Source organism: Enterobacteriaceae bacterium ESL0689, assembly GCA_029433525.1.
Lineage (GTDB): Bacteria > Pseudomonadota > Gammaproteobacteria > Enterobacterales > Enterobacteriaceae > JAQTIF01.
Genome location: JAQTIF010000001.1, coordinates 1,555,715 through 1,579,796 on the forward strand (window position 1 = coordinate 1,555,715; position 24,082 = coordinate 1,579,796).

Sequence of the window (24,082 nt, forward strand, 5' to 3'; positions counted from 1 at the left end):
AATAATGAACAAATACAGAACCGGGTTACTGGCGCTGTTACTGCTGAGCGGCTGTGATAATAATCCCGCCATAAAGCCCGCGCTGGACAGCGGACAGAACACACAGCATAACGCGGAATTACAGCGCCTGATTCACCAGGTCAAATCGAATCTGGTCTTTGTCGAAGGCGGTGATTTTTTGATGGGCGACTTCGGGGCAAAATATGGCCCGGAGAAGATCCAGCTCGACACCAGGAAGGACAGTAAACCGCTGCATAAAGTGACGCTAACCAGCTACTCGATCAGTAAATTTAAAACCACCAATCAGGAATATCAGCTTTATCTGAAGCTGAATGGTTTACAGCTAAAAAAAGAGGATAACTCACTGACACAAAAGCGAATGGATTCGTTAAATAAGCTGCCGGATACGCCTGCGCATATGGACTGGTACGATGCGGAGAAATACTGCGCCTGGCTGGGAAAGGTCAGTGGCCTGCCGTTTGCCCTGCCGACAGAAGCGCAGTGGGAGTATGTGGCCCGTAGTCGGGGACAGTTCATTATTGTGGGCACCAACAGTGGTGTACTGGAGATGAAGGATATTAACCATGGGATTAATATCTCTGGCTCAATGGATCGTGAAGATTTTGCCAGGAAAATGGGTCTGGCTGGCGGAACCGGGGTTGCTTTACCGGTGGACAGTTATCCCCCTAACCCGCTGGGACTCTACGATATGGCGGGTAATGGCCTTGAATGGATCAATGACTGGTATGATCCGGACTATTACCATCACTCTCCGGTTGTTGATCCCCGGGGCCCAGAAAAGCCAGTGTATAAAGATTATGAAGGTAATTACAATAAAGTATTACGAGGGGTTAGCCGTTCTGGCCCCCTTAATGGCCTGACGGTTGCCCGATTTGGCCAAAACCCCCAAACTGACGTGCTTACTGATAAAACAGTTCGCTGTGTCGTTAACAGCCCACAAGCGGTGAAATAGAGGGGGGGTCATAAAGAATACCGTTGTTAAAGAGTAATAGCCTGGCCAGTCAGGCTATTTTACTTGCCCGGTAAAATAGCGTGCAATATATGTACGAAGCGTAATTTACGGAAATGACGCGCCTGGCCCATCAGGCTATTTTACTTGCCATTTTGTCCCTGGGCAGTGCTCGAAATCCTCATGTACTCTGTGTACGCTGCGGTTTCTCCGCGCTGTCCGTGTCCAAACTGGCTGCGCCAATAACGCCTGGTGGGCCAGGCTCTAAACCTGATAGCAAAGTGAAGAGGTTATCTCTATTACAGGATATTAATATCTCAGGTTCGACCATGATTGTTACTGATGAAAATGTAAAATAAATTTTATAAACGAGAATAAATTATGCCTGGTGTTATTCGAATCGGTGATGCCACCTCAAGTGGCGGAAGAGTTTTGCAAGGCAGCAGTGGGGTTAAATTTCAGGGGAAAGAGGTATCCTGCCAGGGGGACAGAGTGTCATGTCCTGCTCATGGAATAACATCTATCGCTGAAGGTGATGAAGGCTCAAAAATTAATGGTAAACCGGTTGCCCTTCACGGACATCGCTGTGGTTGCGGTTGTACCTTAATTACCTCTCTCCCCCATGCCGGAAGGCGTTAGTTATGCCCGTTGAATTAAAAAAAATACCAGAGAAAATCCTGCTTCCTGAACCGCCTTCAGCATTCCGGTGGCTTATTGCGATTATGCTGATAGCCGTATCGGGAGGGATCCTGGCGCTTTATTTATGGCCGGAGAAAATGTCCACGCACTCTGCATGGTTCTGGTTTTGTCTTGTTGCCATACCGCTGTCTGCCGGACTGGCCTGTTTTGCCTTTCGGCTACGCACTTATGAAAATGAACGTGATCGCGTGAGCTACTGGAATCATCTTCATCAGGAGCAGCATGATATACAAGTGACGAGAGGACAGCGTCCGGCAGGCGTTTTGGGGAAAGCGTATATCACCCCCATTGCCTGTCATAAACTGGCCTCTGCCCTGATAAACCATGGTAGTCAGCTGCAATCAACCTGTTTTGCTCCGTTTCAGCACGCACTGACGACGGCCCGACTTGAGCCTTCCACTTCGCAATTCTCAAAGGAAAACTACAGTACGCGGTTAACCAGATATATCACCCGGCTTCTGCGCATGCTGGAGCCGGATTTGTCCATGCTACCTGTAGACAGATTGTCTGTTCGTCTCCGGCACGATGGCTCTCTGGATAATGCGCAAATCACCCGGATTTGGCAGGCCATATTTCCGGCGTCATATCCCGTGGATTCGTTTGTGGCAGAGCAGGAAGACGATGGCATGATGTGGCTGGATGCGTGGCTCGATCGGAATGAGGCGGCGCTGATGCTTTCTGTTGAAATCAATCTGTTTATGGAGCCCCGTGATTATCAGTCTGAATCGATATCGGCACTGTTGCTGGCTTCTTCGTCGTGGCTCGCTCAACATGAGGTTAAACCTGAGGCCGTCATTCATCGTCCCGTCATCGCCACGGAAGATGCCTGTACCCTGGAAGATATGTTGCGTTGGGGAAAGCTGTCTGCGGATGAAGCCCACACGCTCTGGCGGTGGCAGGTCGATAAACAGGCGATGACGCGGTTAATTCAGCAGTCAGAAAGGCTTGGTTTTTCCCCGGGACAGGACGAAGGCTATATTACGGATGATCTGTTTGGTCATCCCGGAGCGGCATTGGGAAATATTGCATTGCTCTGTGCCTGTGAGCACGCCATAACATCCGGTAAACCTCAGTGGGTAATGATGACCGATAAAACCACGCATCAGGCAATCGTGCGTCAGGGATAATATTGAAGGAAAACAGCATGATAAAGAAAAAACGAATCAGCACCTGGCTTATTGTTGCGATTATTCTTGTCGTGAGTGCTGGATTAATCTGGTTAAACAATCCGTTCGTCAGGCTTGCCGGGCAAGAGAAAAAAATGATGGCATCACTTATTGTGGTCGCTGTCTGCCTCGGGATTTTACTGTTTGACACGCTGCTGGCGCAGTTATGGGAGTGGCTGGTTTCTTTACGTTTTATGCAGAGATTTAAAGCCCTGACAGGGATGCAACCAGAACAGCCTGAGGATGAACAGAATAACAACCGACATTCTGAGGTTGTTAAAGAAATCCGCCAGTCTCTTCGCACTATTTATCACCGCAACTGGGCCAGCAAAATTCGTATTCTGATCATCACCGGCACAGTCAGCGATGTGGAACAACTCACTCCCGGCCTCACCAGCCAGCTCTGGCAGGAAGACCGGGGCACGCTGTTGCTGTGGGGCGGAGACCTTAATACCCCAGCGGACAGTGCCTGGCTGACTGCGCTGCGTAAACTGCGCCGCCGTCCGCTGGATGGTCTGGTGTGGGTGACCTCGGCATTCGATCGGCTGTCAGTACTGGGTCTGGAGCAGCCATTACCGATACCGTCAGAAAGCACTATGCACTCTCTGTCTCATGCCATCCGCGCCCGGATGGAAATGCTTGGCTGTAAACTTCCCCTGTATGTCTGGTCCCTGCATCTGCGCGCCGGTCAGCGGGAAGGTCGTATCGTGCAGGCGATAGGCTGCCTGTTGCCTGCCGGTTGTGGTGCTGAAGCGCTGGCAGATCAACTCTCCGCCCTGACGCCGGATCTGACTTCGCTGGTGTGCAACAGAGCTGTCATAATGCTAAACACCACTTTCTGCTGTCGCTTGCCGGGCAGCTGATTGATGAACCGGAGAGTGTAACCGCGCCCTTGTCGGTGATGCTCAATCCGTACCGCCCGCTGCCGCTGGCCGGTGTGATGTTCAGTCAGGCCTCTGCCAGTGACGAACCTGCGATGACGCATCACTGGAGCATGGATAGATGCTGGGATATTTTGCCTGAATCTGTTCGCATGCTTCCTGCCGGACTGCGTCCGCGCAAGCCGGGCATGCAATGGCGTGAAGTGTTTGCGCCAGTTGCTGCCCTGGCGATGGTGGGCTGGGCGGTGTGGATGGGCATCGCGTATGTCACCAACCGCAACCAGATTAATGCTGCGCATGCTCAGGCCGAACTTGCCATCCGACAGAATCAACCGCTGGCGCAGCGTCTGCACGCGCTGTCTGAACTCCAGAAAACGCTGGCCCGTCTGCAATACCGCGCTGAGCATGGTGTGCCATGGTATCAGCAGGCCGGGCTGAGTCAGAATAATGCCCTGCTGGCAGCACTCTGGCCACACTATCAGGACAGCGCACTGCCGCTGTTGCGGGATGCTTCTGCAAACCATCTGCAAAAACAGATTAATGCCTTTAATGCACTGCCGCCTGACAGCCCGCTGCGTGAGCAGATGGCAAAAACCGCCTGGCAGCAGCTCAAGCTCTACCTGATGCTGGCCCGTCCGGAGCATATGGAAGCCGCCTGGTTCAGCGCTGCGCTGCTGCGCGACTGGCCAGAACGTGATGGTGTGAAAGACGGTGTCTGGCAGGGCCTGGCCCCGTCGCTGTTATCGTTTTATGGCGCACAACTGACCACACATCCTGAGTGGAAACTGCATGCTGATGAAAACATGGTCAGCCAGGCGCGTTCCCTGCTGGTTCGCCTGATGGGTGTGCGTAACAGCGAATCATCCCTGTACCAGAAAATGCTCTCTCAGGTGGCGCACCTGTATGTCGATATGCGGCTTGAAGACATGACCGGGGATACGGATGCCTCAAGGCTTTTCAGCTCTACGGAAACCGTACCGGGGATGTTTACCCGCCAGGCCTGGGAGCAGGCGGTGCAGCCCGCGATTGACAAAGTGGTGAAAGCCCGCCGGGACGAACTCGACTGGGTGCTGACTGACAGTAAGCATCAGGTGAATAAACAGGACGAGATCTCGCCAGAAGCGCTGAAAAAGCGCCTGACGGAGCGTTACTTTGCCGACTTCAGCGGGGCGTGGCTGGCGTTTCTCAACGACCTGCGCTGGAACCAGGCCGCCACACTGTCGGACGCGATTGACCAGTTGACCCTGATGGCCGATGTGCGCCAGTCACCGCTGGTGGCGCTGATGAACACCCTGAACGTGCAGGGGCGCACCGGGCAGACTGGCGAGGCGATTTCCGACTCCCTGGTGAAATCAGCCAAAAATCTGCTCGGTGGTGACAACAGGGATGCCATTGACCAGCGTGCTGGTGTACACGGCCCACTGGATGCGACCTTTGGTCCGGTACTGGCACTGATGGATAAAAGCAACACCGGAGTACAGTCGCTGAGTTTGCAGTCATACCTGATCCGCGTGACCCAGGTGCGACTGCGCCTGCAACAGGTGACTAATGCCGCTGATCCGCAGGCAATGACCCAGACCATCGCCCAGACCGTATTCCAGGGTAAAGCCGTTGACCTGACCGAAACCCGCGACTACGGCAGCCTGATTGCTGCCGGTCTGGGGCAGGAGTGGGGCGGATTTGGGCGCACGGTGTTTGTGAATCCGATGGAGCAGGCCTGGCAACAGGTACTGACCCCGGCAGCCGACAGCCTTAATGCCCAGTGGCAGCAGGCGGTGGTGGCCGAGTGGAACAGTGCCTTTGGTGGCCGTTATCCGTTCAATAACGCCAGCAGCGATGTTTCCCTGCCACTGCTGGCTAAATACCTTAATGCGGATTCCGGACGTATCGCCCGGTTCCTGCAGACCCGCCTCAAAGGTGTGCTGCACAAAGAGGGCAACCACTGGGTGCCTGACAGCATCAACTCGCAGGGGCTCGCCTTTAACCCGGCATTCCTCAACGCCATTAACACCCTGAGTCGCATCTCGGATGTGGCCTTTACCGAAGGCAATGCCGGTCTGAACTTCGAACTGCGCCCGGGCACCGCCAGTGGGGTGATGCAGACCGACATGATTATCGACAGCCAGAAGCTGACCTATGTGAACCAGATGCCAGTATGGAAGCGGTTCACCTGGCCTGCGGATACTGACGCCCCGGGGGCCAGCCTGAGCTGGATTAGCACGCAGGACGGAACCCGTCAGTACGCCGATATTCCGGGTCGCTGGGGGCTTATCCGCCTGCTCGATAAAGCCACCATCAGTGCCTATCCGGGCGTGGGCAGCAGTTACAGCCTGAGCTGGAAGGCACCGGATGGTCGTATGCTCAATTACACCCTGCGTACCGAAGCTGGTGAGGGTCCGCTGGCGCTGCTGAAGCTGCGTAATTTCCGCCTGCCGGAAACCATCTTCAGCACGACCGGCGTGGTCGCGTCAGACATGTCCACCAGCGCGGCCAGTGATGCAGAGGAGGTCTACTGATGAGCACGCGCAATGCCTTACTCAGTGCCTGCCAGACAGAACAGGAACCATGACTTGTCGTAACCCGTGAGCGTGTGGCGCAGTGGGACAGCTGGCTGCAACCGCTGTCCGGGTAATTGCCCGCTGGCGAAGACCCGGGCTATAACGATGACTTCCAGCAGATGCACGAGGAAGTATTGCGACCCACGCGTTTTGAATCCTGCATTTTTCTTATTGGCTTTGGGGCGTTGCTATCGGGACTGGGGTTTTGCAAAGTCAAATGGGCTAACTGATTTATCTTTGTTGGCATCCAGGAAATCAGCCCACCATTGCAGCATCAGCCTGCACTCATCCAGAAATTCCGCTTTATGGATATAGGCCGCACGTACGCCATTACGTTCCTGATGGCTCATTTGGCGTTCCACAGCGTCCCTGGACCATAATCCTGACTCAATCAGCGAGCTGCAGGCCATTGCCCTGAAGCCATGGCCACATACATCTACTTTCGTGTTGTAACCCATTACCCTCAGTTGTACCCTCGCAAGGGACTTGATGTGGGTTGAAGTTGATTGAGTTGGGTGGAGTTAAGGGATTGTAGAAGTATTGGTTTTGACGGACTTAGAATGCAAAAACGGACCTCCGTGGAGGTCCGTTGATATGAATTTGGTGCCCGGACTCGGAATCGTTTTTGGCTTATAATTACATTGATTATAATGGTTTTTATCGTATTTCATAAATAAAAAGGCCCCCATTAAGGCCCCCTCCTGCAAAACGACAAAATTTGATGGTTGAACAGGAACTTTTACATCTATCTGAATGCTATTTGATGGCACGGTGTTCTTACCATTTACGGAATCGTAGTTAGCACCGCCAGTACTTAAAAAGGGTAGCATAACAGGGCTCCTCATTGTTTAGTGGATAACATTTCTGGGTAGGATTTGTGGACTACAGCAAGATAATCAGGAACTGCGTGCCGGTAACGAGTTTTCCGGTTGCTCCTGTATTTGTTTCAAGTGTTGCAGAATGTACTTTGGTATTCAGAATTGGTAATCCTTCCATATACAGCCGCGAGTATATTGGTATTATTGAATCAACATGCAGGTGATTCTACAGTCACAAGAATGTTGATATTGGTGGGCTTCAGTTAGATAGACGAGCCTGATACCGACGGGACGTGGGATATTCTCAGTGCTATCACCGATGAGCGGTTGATTCTTATCCATCAGGAAAATCAGGGCGTGTATGCCGCACGTAACGCTGCGCTGGAAATGCACCGTGGTGAGTGGGTGGTGTTTCTGGACGCCGATGATCAGGTAGCCGACGGATTTTTGCAGGAACGATTGCACGCGGCTCATGAAGCTCAGGCCGATGTTGCCGTGTTCAATGGCTGGCGGGCCGACGGTACCGGTCACCAACTCGCCCCCGTACACCGCAAACAACCTTACGGTCAGACGCTCACCGGCCATGAGTGGATACGCCATTGCGTGAAACAGCGCGAATGGCCGCACTACCTGTGGCTACAGCTCGCTCGTTCGGCGTATATCCGCAAGCATGACCTGCGATTCCAGGAAGGTAAAAGCCACAAAGATATTCTCTGGACAATCCACCTCGCAGCCGGAAACGGCCGGTTTTATTTCGCAGATCGCAGGGACTACACCTACATAAGCAATCCCGCATCCATTACCCATCGTCAGGATTATTACGATATCCGCGCGGCCAGCTATATTGATGTGATCGCGGAGATTCTCGCTCTCAGTACGCAACAGCAACACAGTGCTACACGACGCGCCCTGGTCAGGCATGCTCTGGTAGAGTGCCGCCATTTTCTCGGACTCTACCGTCGCAGAGTCAGTAACCAGCAAGCGCTGCGTATCAGCTTTTACGCACGGATAACCTTTCGCCAGTTACTGCCCGGCATAAGCAGCCTGAGCGATGCTTTTTTCCTCCTGAAGCTGGCTCGTAAAATTTATTACTCTCCCGTTTCGTCAGGACAGCAACGATCGATATAAATCAAAGCGCCAGCCGTTGAGCTGTCGCGCTCAAAGTATAGTTTGCTGGCTAATCTGTCCTGGACTGTTGCAGAAGCTGAAGATGACGGAGATCGCGAACATCTTTGAGCGCCTGTTCAATCCAGGGCAACAGGGCTACTGAGTCGGTGTTATCTTCGTCGTTGTCGAAGATGATCTCCGTATCGCAATCGATATTGTCCCGCAGCCAGCCAATCAGAATGTTGAGAGCGGCTTCAGTGGTTAATTCTGGCATTAGAACTCCATGTGGTGATTGAGGCTGGGTTACCAGTCAAAGGTAGCAACGCCGGGCAACACTTCGCCACAGGCATCAAGGTGAATAATGCCAGCGGAGTAACGGCGCATCAGCGTTACCACCAGGCGACGACAGGCTTTCGACAGGCCGAGACGTTTGAGGCGTAATACCGGAAACGACCACGCCCCCAGGTGGAGCAGATAGCCCGACCCGGTGTACAGAATCCACTCGTTGTCGCCAAAGTCTTCGTTCTGGTGTGAAAGGGAAAACAGCAGAGTGTTATCGGCTTCGGTGATATGCGCGGTACTGCACTGGATACCGTTAACGCGGGCTATGGGCGGAAGCGGATCTTCAACGACCAGCTTTCCTGGAGCATCAGCAACACGAAGTGAATAACCGTTGTCACAGACCACATTGATCAGGTCAGCCAGTTCAACCCCATCGATATCCACGACGATCCGGCCTATGTTGAGGGCCAGTACATTGATGCTATCGGCCTCCACGGTGAAGGACAGCTTCATTGAGTCGCCCGCTGTATTTGCCGGTAGTGATATCGGTCACTACTTTGTAATCGTTGCGGGTCATCAGCCCGGTGGCTTTGCGGGCGCGGAGAATATCGATACTGGTGAGAAGTGGCGACTGGGTTTCTGTGTTAAAACCACTGCGATCGGTACGTACCAGATCGTACTTTTCCACGATAAAATTCACGGCGTCGCACAGTGAGATACCGGCTTCGATATGTTCCTTGATCACACCATCATTGCCGAAAGGCGTGTCGTTGAGCGTCAGGCCGTAGTGACGATCCAGCAGGTGGCTCAGAAGCCGTTGCCAGATCTCCACCGGTGACGGGCGTGGTGAGGTCTCCCCCGTTGAGGATAGTTGTTGAGTTTGCATAGCTGGATCTCTTTGTTGATGGGTTAAAACGAAGATAAGTAGCAAGAAGATTTACGCGGTTGTTGCAGGTGTTGGGTAAAGCGCAATATAGACATAGCCGCAACTACCCAGGGTGTTGGCATCGCATGTCAGCCCTTTTGCGTAGAGCGTGACACCGTGCTGATGGCGGGGATTGAGTTCACCGGAAACCAGCATCAGTTCAAGCTGTTTAAGCAGCAGCGGAAATGTCTGGTCGAGATGGCGTAAATCCGCGTCACTAAAGGTGCCGGTGATACTGGCGCGGTCAGCCAGGTAATGCAGGTGGTTGTTCTCCTGCACCAGGCGGGCGCCAAAACAGGGCGTTATACTGCGTTTAAGCCCCCACCAGGGTTCAGGGATATCGTGGTTTAGTCCCGCAGACGGTAATAGTGCTCCGTCATGGCGTCGCATTCGGTGCGCATGGCGTGGTGGCTGTAAGTCATCAGACAGACGGCTATTCCGGCGGCCTCACTGCTGAGTTCGCCACCGTTGCCATTCATGGTGTTGAACAGTGACCATTTATCATCGGCTTCCTCATTTGCTTCCGGGGCCATAAATGCGCCGCCGTTGCTCAGCGTATAAAAATTCCAGATGCCGCCGCTGTAGTCCGCGCAGAAGCGGTCCATCCAGGCAAAGACGGTGGGTTCAAGGATTATCCACTGCGGTATGTTGCCGAAGTGCTGTGGCCAGAAGCCAACACGCTGTTCGTCCTGTACGAGGGTGGCGGTCAGTGTGGAGACTTCACTGGCAGATTTCTGGCGTAACAGGTTGTTATCGTTAAGGTTGATAATGTCGGTCATGTCAGTTGTTCCTTTTGTAACGGTCATAAGCGCACTCCCGCTGAGCAGGAGCGTGTAAGTCGCTTGATTTTTTTGGTAACAGGCGCGCCGTTTTACCGGCTGGTGATATCTGCAGGTAGTGCGTTCAGGCGTAACTGTGGGCAGGATTGTGCATAGCCATCGGCATCGCACTGTGAGGGCCAGATGCCGTCAGCCACAGACAATCGGCACAAGCTGAGTTCGCCAGGCCGGTAGCAGAGATTCCTGCACCAGGCACAGAGGTCATCGTCGGAGATGGAACGGCTGCTGGGCTGGTTTTGCAGGGAGACAGGCCAGATTTCTGCCTGGTGAGCATTAGCAGGAATGTGCTGCATCAGCTCAGGGCCTGCTGCAGTTCTTCCGCCATCACCCAGAGCGCACGGTTGAGCTTAACGTCGCCATCAATCCCGTTTACTGCGCGGGTGTGAGTACGTTTACCCTTTGCGGTGCGTCCGCTCAGTCCGCCTTTCAGCAATGATTCCTGAATACGGTTATAAACGGTCCACAGGTCGTCCTGACGATCTTCATATCTGCGGGGTGTTAGTATCTGCGTGGCGGTGACCGGCTGGTGTTCTTCACCAAAGCGGTAGGTCAGTGCGGCGTTTGCCAGGGCGTGTTGTGCAGGTGGTGGTAACTGCAGCGACTGCATGGCATCGCGTTTCTCTTCCACCCGATCAAAGACGCCGAGTACTTCATACGCACCTTCAATCACTTTCCCGGCCACATCGCCACGATGCGGTACACGAATTTCACCGAACGACTGTCCGCAGACGAGCCCGTTGGTGCAGATGGCCCTGAACAGCCCCGGCAGCATCTGGTATGAACTGCTGCCATCGTGTGAGTTAAGCAAAATGATTTCGGGAACCTGCTGACCGGTTATCTGGCCGGTACGACGCAGGCGCAGCAGGTGTTTGGTGTGCTCCCGGCGGCCCGGGTCTCGAACGCGTGACTGGCAGGCGAAGAACGGTTCAAAGCCTTCGCGCTGAAGGTTTTCGAGCAGGGTAATGGTGGGTATATAAGCGTATTTTTCGCTCCTGGATCCGTGGCAATTTTCACTGAAGACGCTGGGAACGACCTGCATCAGTTCTTCACGGGTTAACGGACGATCGCGGCGGATCTGATTTGTTCGCCCAAAGTGGCTGGCTAAACGCATAGTTAATTCCTTATGGTTGATTTAACGGCATAAAAGCAAAAGCCCCTGCTCCGTGAGGAGGCAGGGGCGGTGTACATTATGGAAAACAGCTAAAATTCAGAGAGGGTCGAGAAGCTGTAGTATCTGCGTCATCAGTGCGGTTATCAGTGCGCTAACCAGAAGCGTCACGGCTTCCCTGGCGGCATCAATGCTGTCGTCATCGTAACCGGCCTGACGAAAGCGGATTTCAATATATTGTCGGGCCTGATGCCCGCCACACCAGGTCAGTGCCTGACCCAGGGCGGTCACCAGCATTTTCAGAAAGGTCATAGGATTGGCTCCGGACTGCGCAGAGGCAGCCCGTGGGTGATGTGACATTTTTTAACAGGTGATTTTAAATCAGAGCTGGAAGGCTCAGTGGTAGGTGTAACGCCATCCTCCCTTATCAGTAGTCACGATGACTTCTGAAGCCACGCAGTTATTATAAAAATTCACTTTGACTGACTGACCGTAGTGCAGGGTGGCAGGCAGAATAGTTTCTTTGTTCACGGAGGACATAAACTTTTTGTTATCGATGCGACAATTACCCCGGTTCACGTCTATGTTTTCAACTTTGATACTGTCATCCAGGGAGGTGACCACTACAGTGACGTAGCGCGTTCCGGCGGGGTGAACCTGATTACTGGTCTCCACTTTTATCGGAGGCGTCGGAGCGGCCATCACCGATGCCGGCAGTAAAAGTAAAGCGGGTATCAACCCGTATTTGATATTCATAATGTATTCCTTAGAGGAGCCACGCCAGAGCGCTGATACCCGTCTTTTGGGTTAAAGCTGATATAAGCGCAGCTGCGTGACAATGTGCTGAGGGTTACGGTTGAGGTGGGGTATCGGACGTCGTCTGAACCTGCTGATGAATAATGCGGTGCTTTGCCAGGGCCTGCGGCATATCGTTGATGCAGTAGTTGATGTAGAAAACGTTGAAAACCACGGTGTAGAACGCGTTCATCTTCAGGTCAAAGCGGAAGGTGTTCAGCGCATAGTGACGCAGTGCAGTACGGGCTTTGAAAGCCCAGACGATATACATGACGGCACAGGCAAGTGACAGCACCGCACTTAACCCCAGCAGGGCATCGCTGGTCGGGTCGTAGCCTGCGAGGTCCGGAGAGGCCATTGCCGCCATCTGTCGCCCGACGCCAAAGCAGACGGCCAGCCAGATGATGAACAGATTGCCGTAAAGCGGATATCCCGTTGTCTCGCTGATAATCTCCTGCTTTTTGTACAGCCAGAGCAGCGGCCAGACACCGAAGGTGACGATGCTGAGCAGAACAAAATGCAGGGTGGGTGTTGCCAGTCGCTGGCTGAGGAGAGAAATATCGTTCATACAACATGTATCCTTACTGGTTTTAGTGATAAGTCAGACGATTGCCTGACATTCAGGGTCAGAGTGCGAATTTTGATACGCACCCGTGAGTGTTAAAGGCGGGCAGGACTTTACCGGCACCATTCAGTGTGAACAGGGCAGGGCGGACGCCATCACCGGTGACCAGCACCTGCTTACCGGTGCGCAGTGCGTTCCAGGCAAACGTGAGGCTGCTATCGCCTGCATGATTGTCAGAGTCGCTGATGTCAATGGGTTCACCGCCGTCAACCCGGACCTGAAGCGTTTTGCCGCTGTCCATGCTGACCTGTAGTCCCGTGGCGTCCGTGAATATGACGCTGGCAGGCTGAGAGCCGTAATCATCGCAGGCCAGATACAGCTGTGACTGCCCCTTACCCAGAATCACAAACTCAGACGTCCCCTGGGCCCAGCCCTTGCTCCACGTCTCATGATTACCAAAGGCCTGTACCATGGTGGGCACCAGCGCACAGGTCAGCATTAAAGCGGTGTTTATTAGTTTTCTTTTCATTTCTTTATCTCCTTACCGGGAACCCGAAAGCACAGCTTCCGTACCGGGATTTTTATTTATCTGTATGATTTTTAATGAAACTCAGGTCGCTACAGAAAGCCCCTGAGGATTCTATAGCCACAAAAGTGCGGTGGATAACGATGAAATTCGATCGAACCGATCGACAAAATCGATCGTGGTTGAGCAAAATGCTTATCGAAAAGCAGGCAGATTTAACGATTACCTGGCCCTGTTGCAGAAGGGTGATGTGTATCTGAAAATTTGCTGGAAAGTGTGGGGCCTACAGGAAGGTGTGCTCAGTGGCATTTACGTTAAGCGGCCTACGTCGCTGTGTGGATCCGGGGCATTATCTGTCGAATATCAGGTATTTTGCGTGGCGTAAATGTTGCCTGTTAGACGGTTAAATTATGATCATATAGGTTGTTATATTATATGAGTGATTAACGTTAACTTGAGAGTAAAATAATCGATTTGTTTATCCTGAAATAACGTTGATTGATATTTTCTTCTTCTATTGTAGTTTTGTCGATATTAAGCTTTTGCCTGTCGGGTTGGTAATATACCTATATAGAAGGATATCACTGTATGGATATTATTATCAGACTGTTGTTATTGAAATAAGAAGTGCAATTGACAGGGGGTTATTCTAAAGATTTCATTATAAGAATATCCTTATTCAACAAGTATTAAACACACTGTTTGCTGTGTCCAACTGAAGGGCATTACACCCACAGCATACTCCTGACAGTCATAAAGTACGCAGGTGGTCTGGTCACAGACCTGCTATATCTCCTCATCACTCTTTAAAAGTAATTTATTACTCCAGCATTGTATCTTATTGAACAACTAACTTAAGGACAGTACTCATGAGTTTCAATACGCACTACCACTACCCACTGAATCGGAACCATGTTAAACGTATTCAGGACACCTTGAATAAATCACTTGATGAATATTCCCGTACATTAGTCCTGAGGGTCGATTTACGCCTACCTGATTTCAATACTGCCTGTTATAACGCTGATTCATCGTTAATTACCCGATTCATTGCCTCCCTGAACGCTCAGGTTAATACAAATTTACTGAACAGACAGAATGCAGGTAAGCGGGTTCATCCTTGTCGGGTTCGTTATATCTGGACCCGTGAGTTCGGTAACTGTGGTAAGAAACACTATCATGTTGCATTACTGCTCAATCGTGAAAACTTTGCGTATCCGGGGAATTATCGGTCAGTAAACGGTGAGTATTCACACAATCTGGCCTTGATGATTATGGAAGCCTGGGTACGGGCACTGAGGCTAAACGATGAGCAGTATTACTCACTGGTGGAGTTTCCTGACAATGGTTATTACCACCTCAGTAAAAACAGTGCTGATTTTACCACGCAGTACGCTGAAGTGACGACTCGTATTAATTACCTGGCTAAAGAATACAGCAAGGACTATTCAGACGGTCAGCGTAATTTCGGGTGTAGCCAGTACTGATTACGTATAAGTATTTTTTTATCCGTACCGCAGATGTTATGACAGAGTGCCGGATTAACATTTACCGGTGCTCCTGTCTTCCCTTTCCTTAAGACAGAGAGAAAACGTCATGACAACTGCTAACACTAATACCAGTCTGCTGAGTGATAAACTCGTGGATATGGCTTTTATCACTGAGTTCACCGGGTTAAGTGATAAATGGTTCTACAAATTAATACAGGACGGTCAGTTTCCTAAGCCTATTAAGCTCGGGCGTAGCTCTCGCTGGCTTAAAAGTGAAATCGAAGTCTGGGTGCTGGAGCGTATTACAATCTCTCGCGACTTATAGCGGTGCTACGCCTGTTGCAACCTGGTATAATGTTGCCAGAATACCGTTGTGTATTCTTATAAAATAAATAGTATGTTTATTTAAATATAATTTTACAGAGGCGTAGGGGATGAGAGTTGCACTCCTTCACCGCATTCTTGTGCTTTCGAATTTGAGAGTGTGGCGCATATCTTACAGAGAACGATTCTAAGGTACGAATGTTGAATGTCTGTTTTTTGAGCGTTTGTGTGTAATTTTTATAATTCAAATATATAAAAACCCGCTAAAACGTATGAAATAGCGGGTTTTAAGAATAAATAATACAGTAAAAGATAAATAATTGTTCGTTTATTGTACTGTCATGGCTGTGGTGCCCAGCCTTCATATGAAGGTGTTTTTGGTTTTGTAAATTATTTTGCTTTTAATCTGATATCTGATAAGTCGATGTGGAAACAGGGTCTGAAAGCTGTAGAGTCTGCCGCACGTATATTATGGGCGGGAGTGTTTCTTGGTTGCGGGTAGAGACCATCATGATTAAGTGCTGAAATATAAATGGTGTCGTTGGATATTGAATTGTAGAGTATAACATCTCCCTGGCCAACGAGGTGATTCAGGACTGGCGTCAGCTTCTCCACCTTTCTTAGCTTATTTGGTCCATACTGTTCAATCTCACCTGTTGTTATGGCTCCGTTCTCTTTTTTAGAGCGGGACAGTATAAACTGGTACAGTTTAAGGACGTCCTGTGTAAATTCAATACGCTCAGGGGTGTCAAAGAAAATACGGTTAGTTGCATTCAGGTACCAGTCAGTGATTTCAATACAGTTATCCATGATATCTTCACTGATTTCATTTGCGCTCTCGTTGCAGATGTACTGAAAGATGGCAGCCATTCTTAGTGTATTTGTGCTGGATTTAACTGCAAATTCGCGAATGTAATAAAGCTCGTTACCTGGTTTTATATTATTTAATAATGACTCTCTGTGTTTCTTCCAGATATTAAGTGCATTATCTGACAGTGTTAACTGCGTTTTTGCTGTTTCATTATTATCAATGCGTTCTTTTTGTTTGCTAAGCAGTAAATCCAGCCTTTCATGAAATTCTCTGATTTCTGACCAGTGCTCTCCATGTGCTAATGCCTCAGCACCGTAGTGTTCAAGGTTATCCGTTCTGATGAATAAAAAACGGGATAAAAAGCCACTTTCTTTGAATATTTTACCGTGTACCTCCATAAAGCTTTCAAACACCCCGGGTTGTGTCATGAGTGACGCTGTTAAACAGGGCGTAAAATGACAGTCTATTGTTCCACCCCGACGGAAGTGATAGGAACTACCATCCCAGGCATTATTTAAAAAACCTATCTTGTTCTTGGGGCGATTACCAAAATAAGTTATCGCCTCATCGGTAATGAGCCCGGCATTGGGATATCGGCTGAGGCCATAAATCAGATCGGTTGCTGCAGTATCATTATAGATAATCTGAGGCGGTACTGGCTCCCGGGGTTTTGACCTGGTGTGCTCAACAATTTTTCTGGATTCGAATTCTCCATTGAAATTTTTGTCAATGGCCTTGCGGAGATTTCTAATGAGTGTTTTGTTCTTTATTTTCCATACCTCTATTTTTGCATCATAATCCGCTTTTTTATCACTGTATTCGTGCCGCATTCTTTCATCAAAATCATAGAAAGGTTTCATAATGATATTTTTGACAGTGGATTTCCCTGCACCAGATTCTGCAATTGAAAAAAAGTAGAGAGAGCAGGGGGTTGGTGTATTTGTGTGTGGCTGGATCACTTCAATGAGCGACTGACAGGCAAGCGAAGCTGCGGTGAGTACGGTATTTGCGATTAACTCAACAGGGATTTGAGTGCCATGATGTAAGGCACCAAGAGGCTTCGATAATATTTCCGGGAAAAGATAGACCGGATAAGGAGGCAATGACCGTTCACTCGGATAGTCGGAAAGGTCAGGACGGGGGGCTCTGTCCACCCAGGTTAAATCATTTTTATTCACGTTGTACCCCTTGTTTATTTTCCTTTAAGCATAAAACAAAGGGCGGGTAAAATGCGATAGTGCTGTCTTTTAAGCGAACTGGATATCATCACGAATGTTCTCGTCGAAGGAAACTACTTTCATACTGGTTGCACTGGAGCGGGAGTTAACGGTTATGACCGTCATACTGACGGTACATGACGAAGTGCTGACCGAAGCCCCCGGCTATTTCCACGAATACCTGAGTACTCCGCCCGTCACTAGCCTCGCATGGACATTAGATCTGCCACTGTCTTCTGGTGAGTTCGGGGCTTACCATCACAAAAATAATCGATCTTTACATGCGCATGATTGGTGTGTATTGTTGTTTGTATACACACAAAACGGATGGGGTTCAGGTTGTATGAAAACACGTTCAAATATTATGCTGGATGATCAAATTAAACGCATCCTCAGCGAAATCGCTAAACAACAGGGCGACAGTCTGAGTGATCAGATTAATCGACGCTTATCGGCTTCTCTTACGTTAGAAGAGCGTATAGGGGAAAAACCAGAATGGATGAAACATATGGAACCCTATATTGCTACGCATTTTGCCAATATGGAGATCCCACTCCCACCTGAACTGCAGATTATCCAGGATCAATTGGATAACGCCGATAGTGCGATTTCGCAGATATTGCGGGTAAAAGACTACTTACGAGAGAAATTCAATGAAGTAGCTAAAAATATCTAACAATCACACTGTCGGGCAAGGATGTCTGTCTGTCCGTTGGTATAAGGGAAGTGGTCAGTGCACCGGAATGCAAAATAGTGCTGATGATGAACATGGATATGCCGGGCGTGGCGCAAAACGAATCATCCACTGATGGTGTGCAGCAGGAGGTGTATGCCATTATCGTCTTCAACGCTGGCCGATAATAACGCGTACTACAGGGCTGAGGGTAATGCGTTTCTCTGCAAAGAGGCCATACGCCGGTAAGACCAGCACATCGTCCTGCCAGTCCTGGTAGCAGATGCGTGATGTTAACCTGCGTCAGGTTAACCTCCCCAGCGTGGTGCTCCAGGTTCCTGCGTATCCCGCTGAATTCCACTGGTGTTATCCGCCTCCCCATAACATGCGCCCCCGCAACAGACTGAATCAACATCAGTATCAGCACGGGAGGTCGGGGCAGGGGGGGCAGCGATTTTCGTCGGTATGCTGGTCATTCTGGCGGGCAGATGCCCGTGACCCGCCGCAACGAAAATTTCAGCGAGAGCGGTATTACCTGCTTTGACCCTGGTTTTTGCTGGCCTTGTTAATGACCCCGGTCCAGTAGGTTATTATGTTCCCAATGCGTTCGTGGTAAATGTTTTTGGCCGTGCGGGTATCGTCCAGGCTTCCCGGGAAACCATGAAGAAGAGCCTGCAGGTTCGCCGTCATATCGTCCAGAGACAGCTGCTGATAGACCGGCACCCATTCTTCTCCCTGCCGGATTTTTAGTGCCGGATTAAGAATATACTGCCCATGCAGCAGCCTCAGAAACAGCTTTTTGCCGTACGCATTTTTACTGCTGGCTTCGTGCTGTGAGAGCAGGCTGCTGATGTAATTCTGGCGTTTGCGGTTGGCGGGGAGAATGTCGTCCGGTAAATGGGCCACCCATTTTGCCAGCTGGGCGGCACTAAAGGCGAAATTGTGGATCAGCGCATTCCCCAGATGGGTATAGAACAGCGCCTGCATCAGCGTCACCAGGAACGTTTCCATATGCCGGTCGTCCAGTTTGATGAGCCGCTCGTTCACCTGCAGCGAGAGACTCTCTGGTTTCAGCAGCGCATACAGCTGAGCGCTTTTTTGTTGTGCGTAACGCGGGGAGTGGATGGCGGTGGACAGAACGTGATGATAAGCCGCTAACCCGTCGTTGCCGGTTAAGCCAGGGTTGGCCCCCTTGTCAATGAGCTGCTGAACCAGCCCGGTGTTACCTACCCGGGCGGCGACCATCAGCGGGGTCAGGTTAAACGACGTGCGGTGATCGATGCCATAACGTTCAACATCCCGCAGTACGGCTGCCGGGTTGTTCATCGTGTACGTCCGGAAATACTTCTGCTCCAGCAATTGCAGGCTTTTTTCCCGTGGCTGCAGGGCGGGCTTAAAATCCGAGCGGTACAGGGCATTGAACATCGGGAACGCAGAATATATCAGGCTGTACTCCAGCGCCTGTAGCTGCGTGGCTTTGCTGGCGGTGCCGGTCAGTATCTGCGGCGTCCACTGGCGGGCTTCAGAAGGTTCAGTGATGTGCCAGGGCACGGGGCGCTGCTGGAGTATCTGCTCGCGGATTGCATCGGCCTGCTCCTGTTTCCCCTGCTTTTCCAGAAGATGGGCGGTTTTTTGCCATTCCTCAAGGCTTGACGCGGTTTCCTGAATATTCAGTTGCGCTTCCTCACGGGAGAGTGCCAGCAATGACCACAGGGGATGCTCCACATGCTGCTCGACGAGATACACGTTATGGGTGGCGCGGGTGAGCGCCACATACAGCGCGTTGGTGAAAAATTTATAAATTTCAGCCGAGCGGTCCTGTTTGTCGCGCGGGCGGGTATGGGTATAACGCGGCGCTTCATCTTCAAGCGCCGCCGGGGTTATGCCCTCACAGATATCGTCAAACGCCTGGCGGGCATGGCTGACCATGTTGAATAAAATCACCGTTTCGTATTCCAGCCCCTTGGCTTCCTGGACCGAGAATATCAGCGGGGTGTTAAACCAGCGACGGGCCTGTTCTTTTTGTTCCTGATACATGACCACCACCGCTACGCGGTTTGAGCGTGCGGTTCTGGCGTTCAGTTCCTGTTTTATTGCCTCACGGTCTTCCAGCAGTCTGACGACGCCTTCCGCCTGACCGCAGCTTTTGACGAAGTGATGGCTTTCCCGGTCAATGGCGCTGAATCTCGCCTGCTTGAGTCGTAACAGACGGTTGGCAAGTGCGGTGACGTGCGGTGCGTTGCGGTAGTTTGCCTGTAAGATATTAATGGCGGCTTCATTGCCGCGATGCTGGTGGAAGAAAAGACTTTTGAGCGTACTCCAGGCAAAAAAGTTGGGGTGAACAATCTGATTGGCATCGCCGCAGAGCAAAAACTGGCCCGGGTGGCGTAAGGTTTTCAGGACCAGCAACAGCTGAACGGGGGTCATATCCTGGATTTCATCGATGAAAATAACATCGTAGCGGGGCGTTGCCAGCGGCAGGTACTGATGGCTGAGCAGGTTAGTATCAAAGTGCCGGGATTGTTTCAGCCAGGCAACGTAGCGCTCAAACAGCGAGTAGACCGTCTCTCGGTCATCGGCAGGGTAGAGCGACTGCCGGATACCCAGCGCCAGATAGTCCTCCCGGCGCAGCGGACCCGTATCAGACACGGTTGCCCCAATCACTCCCCGAAACTCTTCGTATAACGTATGGGCAGACCCCAGGGATGCCGTCGTCTTATTACGAGGCAACCAGTCGCTGAAAGCGCGGAAGGTCACCTCTTTGCCTTCCGGGATACGCAGGGTTTCCAGAAACTCACTCAGCGAGAGGAAGTCGATATTCTGTGCGCTATTTTCCTCGTGGCTGGTGGTATAGAGCGTACGGGCTTTTTCCACCAGAAAGGCGGAGAGGCTGAGATACAGAATGTCGCCGACGGCCTGCTTCATTTTCTCCAGTACCAGCGCTGTTTTGCCGCTGCCGGCCGAGCCGACAATCACCAGCGGCAGCGGGTGTTCGTACAACGCCTGCTGGTCATCATCAAACGACAGCATCTTATCCAGCCGGTGGAAGCGGCCATGCGACGGGTTAATGTACGTCAGGGGCTCAGCGTCAATATCATCAGGAGCCAGCACCGGCTGCAGTCGTTCTTCATCAATGACCACATTTTTGCGAATAAAACGCGACGTGTGGTAGGCATGGTTACGCAGATACTCCAGCACCAGGCAGACGGTTTCACCACGATAGCGGTAGAAGGAAAACAGCAGCCGGTCCCGGATGCTGAGGCGTGCCCGGTAAAGGTTAGTGTCAATTTTACGCACATCGGTCTGAATGAAATTATCCGCCGCGATGGCCTGCGCAAATTTTTTGTAGCCCGGAATACCTTCCGGATTGACGGTGTGGTAGAGGCAAATTTTCATGGCCGGTGACTCCGTGGCGAAAAAAAGAGCATTGATTTTACGGGGGAATAATCAGGTAAACAACCTCGTAAAGGTGCAGTATCCTGTTGCTTCGGCATCCCCGACATCAGCAGATTGACCACCGGAAGGTTCGTTCAGAAGGCTGCTTCTGAGCCACGTTCTCTCCCGTAGCCACGTCACATTCTCATCGACAGGCGGTTATTCCTCTCAGTCGCAACAGGTCTTCCCCGATCTCTGCTGCGCCGATATAATTTCTGAATGAAAAAAGTTCACGATACCTTACCCCCGGAACAAACCGTCACGGCACTGGCACATTTTGCATGGTGCGCCCTTGTCGCCTTACGTACCGCTCAGCAGGATGGTCAGGCGCTGTCGCCACTCAGCACGCACGCATTTTTGCTGCGCTGGCTTACGACGGTACAGAAGCAAAAACGGTTTCCGCGTGCAATCGCATCCGATATTGAGAGTCTGGTTGTACTGGGGCGCCAGAAAGGTCCTGCCGCAAGTTTATTCAGTCGTCTGGAATATCTCTGGTCTGTGCGACATGAGGTCGCTTAGTTAATTGTTCCAGCCATAAATGGTAAGGGAACCTGATGTTCCGTCATCAGTAGCCTACCGGCACATGCAGGATAGGTAACTGACTTGTGTGAAGCTGCCGGGACAACGTAGCTGGCCTTTCTCTGGCTACCTCTGAACCGTGAGGTCAGGGGGACCTCTGCGAGCATCATGCGGATGCAGCGCAAGGCTGGGTGGTATGACTAACATAGGTGAACTGCTGATAAACATCGTTAGATATAACAAGCCAAAGATGCTGACAGGCTTGAACCAAAAGGTATGCGGCTGGTTGTTTCATAGTCTATGGGAACACACGGGCAATAAGCCGCCGGTGAAAAGGCAGAGTCTAACCCACTCTTGTTAATTAAGCGGAACATGGTAAGCCCGTATCACTGCCTCAAAAGGCAGGAAAACCGTAAGGAATGCTGTTAGTGGTGCGGGTAAAGGAGTGTGGAAAAAGCGAATGCCGCTCTGTAATGAAGCGGACAGAGATTGAGCCGCCCGGTAACATCATCTCACGCGAAAGCGGGCTGACTTCCACAGGGTCTTTCGTTGCGAGATAACTTGTCCAACTTTCTTAAAGGAGGGAATTGCAGATGACTACGCAAAATACTTGCGCGGGTGCACCCTCACACGAATCGGTTATATGGCCCGGTATTAACTGGGAAAAATGTCACTGTGAAGTGAGAAAGCTACAGGTGCGTATCGCAAAGGCGACACGGGAAGGGAGGCATGGGAAGGTAAAGTCCTTACAGTGGATCCTGACCCACTCGTTCAGTGGCAAAGCATTAGCCGTCAAACGAGTTACTGAAAATAAGGGTAGTAAAACAGCGGGGGTTGATAAGATAAAATGGTTAACACCCGGAGCCAAATCTCAGGCCATATTGTCACTCAGGCGGCACGGGTACTCCCCTTTGCCGCTGAAACGCGTTTATATTCCAAAATCCAACGGTAAAAACCGACCTCTGGGGATCCCAACGATGAAAGACCGCGCCATGCACGCTCTCTACCTGCTGGCTCTGGAACCTGTCGCGGAAACTACAGCGGATCGGCGCTCATTCGGATTTCGCACCGGAAGATGCACGGCGGATGCTATAGAACAATGTTTCAACAGCCTCGCCAAAAAGAACTCGGCACAATGGGTTCTGGAAGGTGATATAATAGGCTGTTTTGACAATATAAGTCATAGCTGGCTGTTGAACCATATTCCGATGGATCGCAAGATTCTGGAGATGTGGTTAAAAGTCGGTTATATCGAAAATCAGCAATTCTATCCGGTTCAAGCCGGGACTCCACAGGGGGGAATAATCTCTCCCACTCTGGCGAATATGGTTCTTGATGGATTGGAAGCCATACTGGATTCCCATTTTGACAAGGTAACGGCTCGTCCCTGTAAAAAGGTGAACTATATCCGCTACGCGGATGATTTCATCATAACCGGGGACTCGAAAGAAACCCTGACAAATGAAGTCGTTCCACTTGTTGAACGGTTTATGCGGGAAAGAGGTCTCACTTTGTCATCAGAGAAAACCCGGATAATTCACATCAACGATGGATTTGACTTCCTCGGGCAGAATATTCGCAAGTATGGCAGCAAGCTTCTGATTAAGCCATCTAAAGCGAATACAGCAGATTTTCTGGCTAAAGTGCGCTCAACGATAAAAGGGAACAAGACAACCAGCCAGCAAAATTTAATCTGGCGTCTTAATCCCATGATTCGGGGATGGGCAAACTACCATCAACACGTTGTTTCAAAAGAAATCTTCGAACGTGTTGATCATGAGATCTGGCGTGCATTATGGCAATGGTGTAAGCGCCGACATTCACAGAAAGGTAGACGATGGATTAAAGATCGTTATTTTCATACTGTGAAGGGATGTGATTGGATCTTTGCAGAAAAAGGGGCCCAGGTTTCCTCAGGCCCCCTTTTGTGTCTGCGTAAAGCATCGGATACGCAAATAAGGCGGCATACGGTGCTGAAACTGGACGCCTGCATATTCGACCCTCGATGGGAGATATATTTTGAGAAACGACTTACCCTCAAACTAGTGAACTCATTGAAAGGTCGGAAAAAGCTGCTAAACATTCTGTTAAGCCAGAACGGGAAATGTCCTGTCTGCCACGAAACCATTACATCTGATAGCGGATGGGTTGTTCACCACCTTGTCAAACGTGTCGATGGTGGAAGCGACAGAAGCACCAATCTTGTTATGACTCATCCAGACTGTCATCACCAAATCCATGCCAATACTCTGGCAGTAGTGAAACCGGCCCGCGAAAGCGGGCTTTGAAAGGCTTGAGCGGAGTGCGGTGAAAGTCGCACGCTCCGTTCTTAGGGGAGGATGGACCAGTAATGGTCTGTCCTTACCCGACTCGT

22 protein-coding genes and 3 pseudogenes are annotated in these 24,082 nt (G+C 50.8%); 10 read left to right on the top strand and 15 right to left on the bottom strand.

The features are described 5' to 3' along the window. Window positions 1-4 precede the first annotated feature (4 nt). From PT300_07605 to PT300_07620, 4 genes and pseudogenes are all read left to right on the top strand, one after another. Entirely contained in the window at window positions 5-973 is a 969-nt protein-coding gene (locus tag PT300_07605; protein ID MDF7680463.1) for an SUMF1/EgtB/PvdO family nonheme iron enzyme, read from the top strand. 378 nt (window positions 974-1,351) lie between these two features. Further along, window positions 1,352-1,609 (top strand): PAAR domain-containing protein, encoded by a 258-nt coding sequence (locus PT300_07610; protein MDF7680464.1) that lies wholly within the window; start codon window positions 1,352-1,354, stop codon window positions 1,607-1,609. Window positions 1,610-1,611: 2 nt separating this feature from the next. After that, on the top strand, window positions 1,612-2,796 hold the full coding sequence (locus PT300_07615) for a hypothetical protein (protein ID MDF7680465.1): 1,185 nt from the start codon (window positions 1,612-1,614) through the stop codon (window positions 2,794-2,796). A 17-nt stretch (window positions 2,797-2,813) separates the two neighbouring features. After that, window positions 2,814-6,232, top strand: a pseudogene (locus PT300_07620) (ImcF-related family protein). Between the two features lie 230 nt (window positions 6,233-6,462). Here PT300_07620 and PT300_07625 read toward each other — a convergent pair. Then, a pseudogene (locus PT300_07625) lies at window positions 6,463-6,741 on the bottom strand (integrase). A 54-nt stretch (window positions 6,742-6,795) separates the two neighbouring features. Beyond that, on the bottom strand, window positions 6,796-7,104 hold the full coding sequence (locus tag PT300_07630; GenBank protein MDF7680466.1) for a hypothetical protein: 309 nt from the start codon (window positions 7,102-7,104) through the stop codon (window positions 6,796-6,798). A 123-nt stretch (window positions 7,105-7,227) separates the two neighbouring features. On the opposite strand from PT300_07630, the pseudogene PT300_07635 reads away from it, so the two are divergent. Next, window positions 7,228-8,220 (top strand): annotated as a pseudogene (locus tag PT300_07635) (glycosyltransferase). Window positions 8,221-8,269: 49 nt separating this feature from the next. Here the strand turns inward: PT300_07635 and PT300_07640 are convergent. From PT300_07640 to PT300_07690, 11 genes are all read right to left on the bottom strand, one after another. Continuing rightward, window positions 8,270-8,473, bottom strand: coding sequence for a DUF957 domain-containing protein (locus tag PT300_07640; GenBank protein MDF7680467.1), 204 nt, complete (start codon window positions 8,471-8,473; stop codon window positions 8,270-8,272). 29 nt (window positions 8,474-8,502) lie between these two features. Beyond that, window positions 8,503-8,994 (bottom strand): DUF5983 family protein, encoded by a 492-nt coding sequence (locus PT300_07645; protein MDF7680468.1) that lies wholly within the window; start codon window positions 8,992-8,994, stop codon window positions 8,503-8,505. Then, window positions 8,963-9,367, bottom strand: a complete 405-nt coding sequence (locus tag PT300_07650) for a TA system toxin CbtA family protein (protein MDF7680469.1) — start codon at window positions 9,365-9,367, stop codon at window positions 8,963-8,965. The genes PT300_07645 and PT300_07650 overlap by 32 nt, the downstream gene beginning before the upstream one ends. Window positions 9,368-9,418: 51 nt before the next feature. Next, window positions 9,419-9,796 carry a type IV toxin-antitoxin system YeeU family antitoxin gene (locus PT300_07655; GenBank protein ID MDF7680470.1) on the bottom strand — a complete coding sequence of 126 codons (378 nt, stop codon included), beginning with the start codon at window positions 9,794-9,796 and terminating at the stop codon, window positions 9,419-9,421. After that, on the bottom strand, window positions 9,754-10,185 hold the full coding sequence (locus PT300_07660) for an antirestriction protein (GenBank protein ID MDF7680471.1): 432 nt from the start codon (window positions 10,183-10,185) through the stop codon (window positions 9,754-9,756). The genes PT300_07655 and PT300_07660 overlap by 43 nt, the downstream gene beginning before the upstream one ends. Window positions 10,186-10,277: 92 nt before the next feature. After that, a complete protein-coding gene (locus PT300_07665; protein MDF7680472.1) occupies window positions 10,278-10,538 on the bottom strand; it encodes a hypothetical protein in 261 nt (86 codons plus the stop codon). Then, window positions 10,538-11,356: a DUF932 domain-containing protein gene (locus PT300_07670; GenBank protein MDF7680473.1), complete on the bottom strand. Its 819-nt coding sequence runs from the start codon at window positions 11,354-11,356 to the stop codon at window positions 10,538-10,540. Before PT300_07670 ends, PT300_07665 begins: the two co-directional genes overlap by 1 nt. Before the next feature lie 96 nt (window positions 11,357-11,452). Continuing rightward, window positions 11,453-11,665: a hypothetical protein gene (locus tag PT300_07675; protein ID MDF7680474.1), complete on the bottom strand. Its 213-nt coding sequence runs from the start codon at window positions 11,663-11,665 to the stop codon at window positions 11,453-11,455. Between the two features lie 84 nt (window positions 11,666-11,749). Next, window positions 11,750-12,109: a hypothetical protein gene (locus tag PT300_07680; GenBank protein ID MDF7680475.1), complete on the bottom strand. Its 360-nt coding sequence runs from the start codon at window positions 12,107-12,109 to the stop codon at window positions 11,750-11,752. Between the two features lie 94 nt (window positions 12,110-12,203). Next, the gene (locus tag PT300_07685) at window positions 12,204-12,716 is read right to left on the bottom strand and encodes a DUF4234 domain-containing protein (GenBank protein ID MDF7680476.1); all 513 of its coding nucleotides are present in this window, start codon (window positions 12,714-12,716) and stop codon (window positions 12,204-12,206) included. Window positions 12,717-12,774: 58 nt separating this feature from the next. After that, the gene (locus PT300_07690) at window positions 12,775-13,242 is read right to left on the bottom strand and encodes a hypothetical protein (GenBank protein MDF7680477.1); all 468 of its coding nucleotides are present in this window, start codon (window positions 13,240-13,242) and stop codon (window positions 12,775-12,777) included. A gap of 866 nt (window positions 13,243-14,108) precedes the next feature. Between PT300_07690 and PT300_07695 the strand changes: the two genes are divergently transcribed. Continuing rightward, window positions 14,109-14,726: an inovirus Gp2 family protein gene (locus PT300_07695; protein MDF7680478.1), complete on the top strand. Its 618-nt coding sequence runs from the start codon at window positions 14,109-14,111 to the stop codon at window positions 14,724-14,726. Between the two features lie 109 nt (window positions 14,727-14,835). Continuing rightward, window positions 14,836-15,054, top strand: a complete 219-nt coding sequence (locus PT300_07700) for an AlpA family transcriptional regulator (GenBank protein MDF7680479.1) — start codon at window positions 14,836-14,838, stop codon at window positions 15,052-15,054. A gap of 389 nt (window positions 15,055-15,443) precedes the next feature. Here the strand turns inward: PT300_07700 and PT300_07705 are convergent, their stop codons facing one another. Then, the gene (locus PT300_07705; protein ID MDF7680480.1) at window positions 15,444-17,042 is read right to left on the bottom strand and encodes a YfjI family protein; all 1,599 of its coding nucleotides are present in this window, start codon (window positions 17,040-17,042) and stop codon (window positions 15,444-15,446) included. A 94-nt stretch (window positions 17,043-17,136) separates the two neighbouring features. On the opposite strand from PT300_07705, the gene PT300_07710 reads away from it, so the two are divergent. Further along, on the top strand, window positions 17,137-17,757 hold the full coding sequence (locus tag PT300_07710; protein ID MDF7680481.1) for a hypothetical protein: 621 nt from the start codon (window positions 17,137-17,139) through the stop codon (window positions 17,755-17,757). Window positions 17,758-18,285: 528 nt separating this feature from the next. On the opposite strand, the gene PT300_07715 is transcribed toward PT300_07710, so the two are convergent. Then, the gene (locus PT300_07715) at window positions 18,286-21,150 is read right to left on the bottom strand and encodes an AAA family ATPase (protein ID MDF7680482.1); all 2,865 of its coding nucleotides are present in this window, start codon (window positions 21,148-21,150) and stop codon (window positions 18,286-18,288) included. A gap of 258 nt (window positions 21,151-21,408) precedes the next feature. On the opposite strand from PT300_07715, the gene PT300_07720 reads away from it, so the two are divergent. Next, window positions 21,409-21,708 carry a DUF2913 family protein gene (locus PT300_07720; protein MDF7680483.1) on the top strand — a complete coding sequence of 100 codons (300 nt, stop codon included), beginning with the start codon at window positions 21,409-21,411 and terminating at the stop codon, window positions 21,706-21,708. Between the two features lie 593 nt (window positions 21,709-22,301). Continuing rightward, the gene (gene ltrA / locus PT300_07725) at window positions 22,302-23,996 is read left to right on the top strand and encodes a group II intron reverse transcriptase/maturase (protein ID MDF7680484.1); all 1,695 of its coding nucleotides are present in this window, start codon (window positions 22,302-22,304) and stop codon (window positions 23,994-23,996) included. Window positions 23,997-24,082 lie beyond the last annotated feature (86 nt).

Bases quoted from the DNA above. Each gene is read 5' to 3' on its own strand.
- PT300_07605 (MDF7680463.1), top strand. From the start codon at position 5: ATGAACAAATACAGAACCGGGTTACTGGCGCTGTTACTGCTGAGCGGC.
- PT300_07610 (MDF7680464.1), top strand. From the start codon at position 1,352: ATGCCTGGTGTTATTCGAATCGGTGATGCCACCTCAAGTGGCGGAAGA.
- PT300_07615 (MDF7680465.1), top strand. From the start codon at position 1,612: ATGCCCGTTGAATTAAAAAAAATACCAGAGAAAATCCTGCTTCCTGAA.
- PT300_07630 (MDF7680466.1), bottom strand. From the start codon at position 7,104: ATGCTACCCTTTTTAAGTACTGGCGGTGCTAACTACGATTCCGTAAAT.
- PT300_07640 (MDF7680467.1), bottom strand. From the start codon at position 8,473: ATGCCAGAATTAACCACTGAAGCCGCTCTCAACATTCTGATTGGCTGG.
- PT300_07645 (MDF7680468.1), bottom strand. From the start codon at position 8,994: ATGAAGCTGTCCTTCACCGTGGAGGCCGATAGCATCAATGTACTGGCC.
- PT300_07650 (MDF7680469.1), bottom strand. From the start codon at position 9,367: ATGCAAACTCAACAACTATCCTCAACGGGGGAGACCTCACCACGCCCG.
- PT300_07655 (MDF7680470.1), bottom strand. From the start codon at position 9,796: ATGCGACGCCATGACGGAGCACTATTACCGTCTGCGGGACTAAACCAC.
- PT300_07660 (MDF7680471.1), bottom strand. From the start codon at position 10,185: ATGACCGACATTATCAACCTTAACGATAACAACCTGTTACGCCAGAAA.
- PT300_07665 (MDF7680472.1), bottom strand. From the start codon at position 10,538: ATGCAGCACATTCCTGCTAATGCTCACCAGGCAGAAATCTGGCCTGTC.
- PT300_07670 (MDF7680473.1), bottom strand. From the start codon at position 11,356: ATGCGTTTAGCCAGCCACTTTGGGCGAACAAATCAGATCCGCCGCGAT.
- PT300_07675 (MDF7680474.1), bottom strand. From the start codon at position 11,665: ATGACCTTTCTGAAAATGCTGGTGACCGCCCTGGGTCAGGCACTGACC.
- PT300_07680 (MDF7680475.1), bottom strand. From the start codon at position 12,109: ATGAATATCAAATACGGGTTGATACCCGCTTTACTTTTACTGCCGGCA.
- PT300_07685 (MDF7680476.1), bottom strand. From the start codon at position 12,716: ATGAACGATATTTCTCTCCTCAGCCAGCGACTGGCAACACCCACCCTG.
- PT300_07690 (MDF7680477.1), bottom strand. From the start codon at position 13,242: ATGAAAAGAAAACTAATAAACACCGCTTTAATGCTGACCTGTGCGCTG.
- PT300_07695 (MDF7680478.1), top strand. From the start codon at position 14,109: ATGAGTTTCAATACGCACTACCACTACCCACTGAATCGGAACCATGTT.
- PT300_07700 (MDF7680479.1), top strand. From the start codon at position 14,836: ATGACAACTGCTAACACTAATACCAGTCTGCTGAGTGATAAACTCGTG.
- PT300_07710 (MDF7680481.1), top strand. From the start codon at position 17,137: ATGTTCTCGTCGAAGGAAACTACTTTCATACTGGTTGCACTGGAGCGG.
- PT300_07715 (MDF7680482.1), bottom strand. From the start codon at position 21,150: ATGAAAATTTGCCTCTACCACACCGTCAATCCGGAAGGTATTCCGGGC.
- PT300_07720 (MDF7680483.1), top strand. From the start codon at position 21,409: ATGAAAAAAGTTCACGATACCTTACCCCCGGAACAAACCGTCACGGCA.
- ltrA (MDF7680484.1), top strand. From the start codon at position 22,302: ATGACTACGCAAAATACTTGCGCGGGTGCACCCTCACACGAATCGGTT.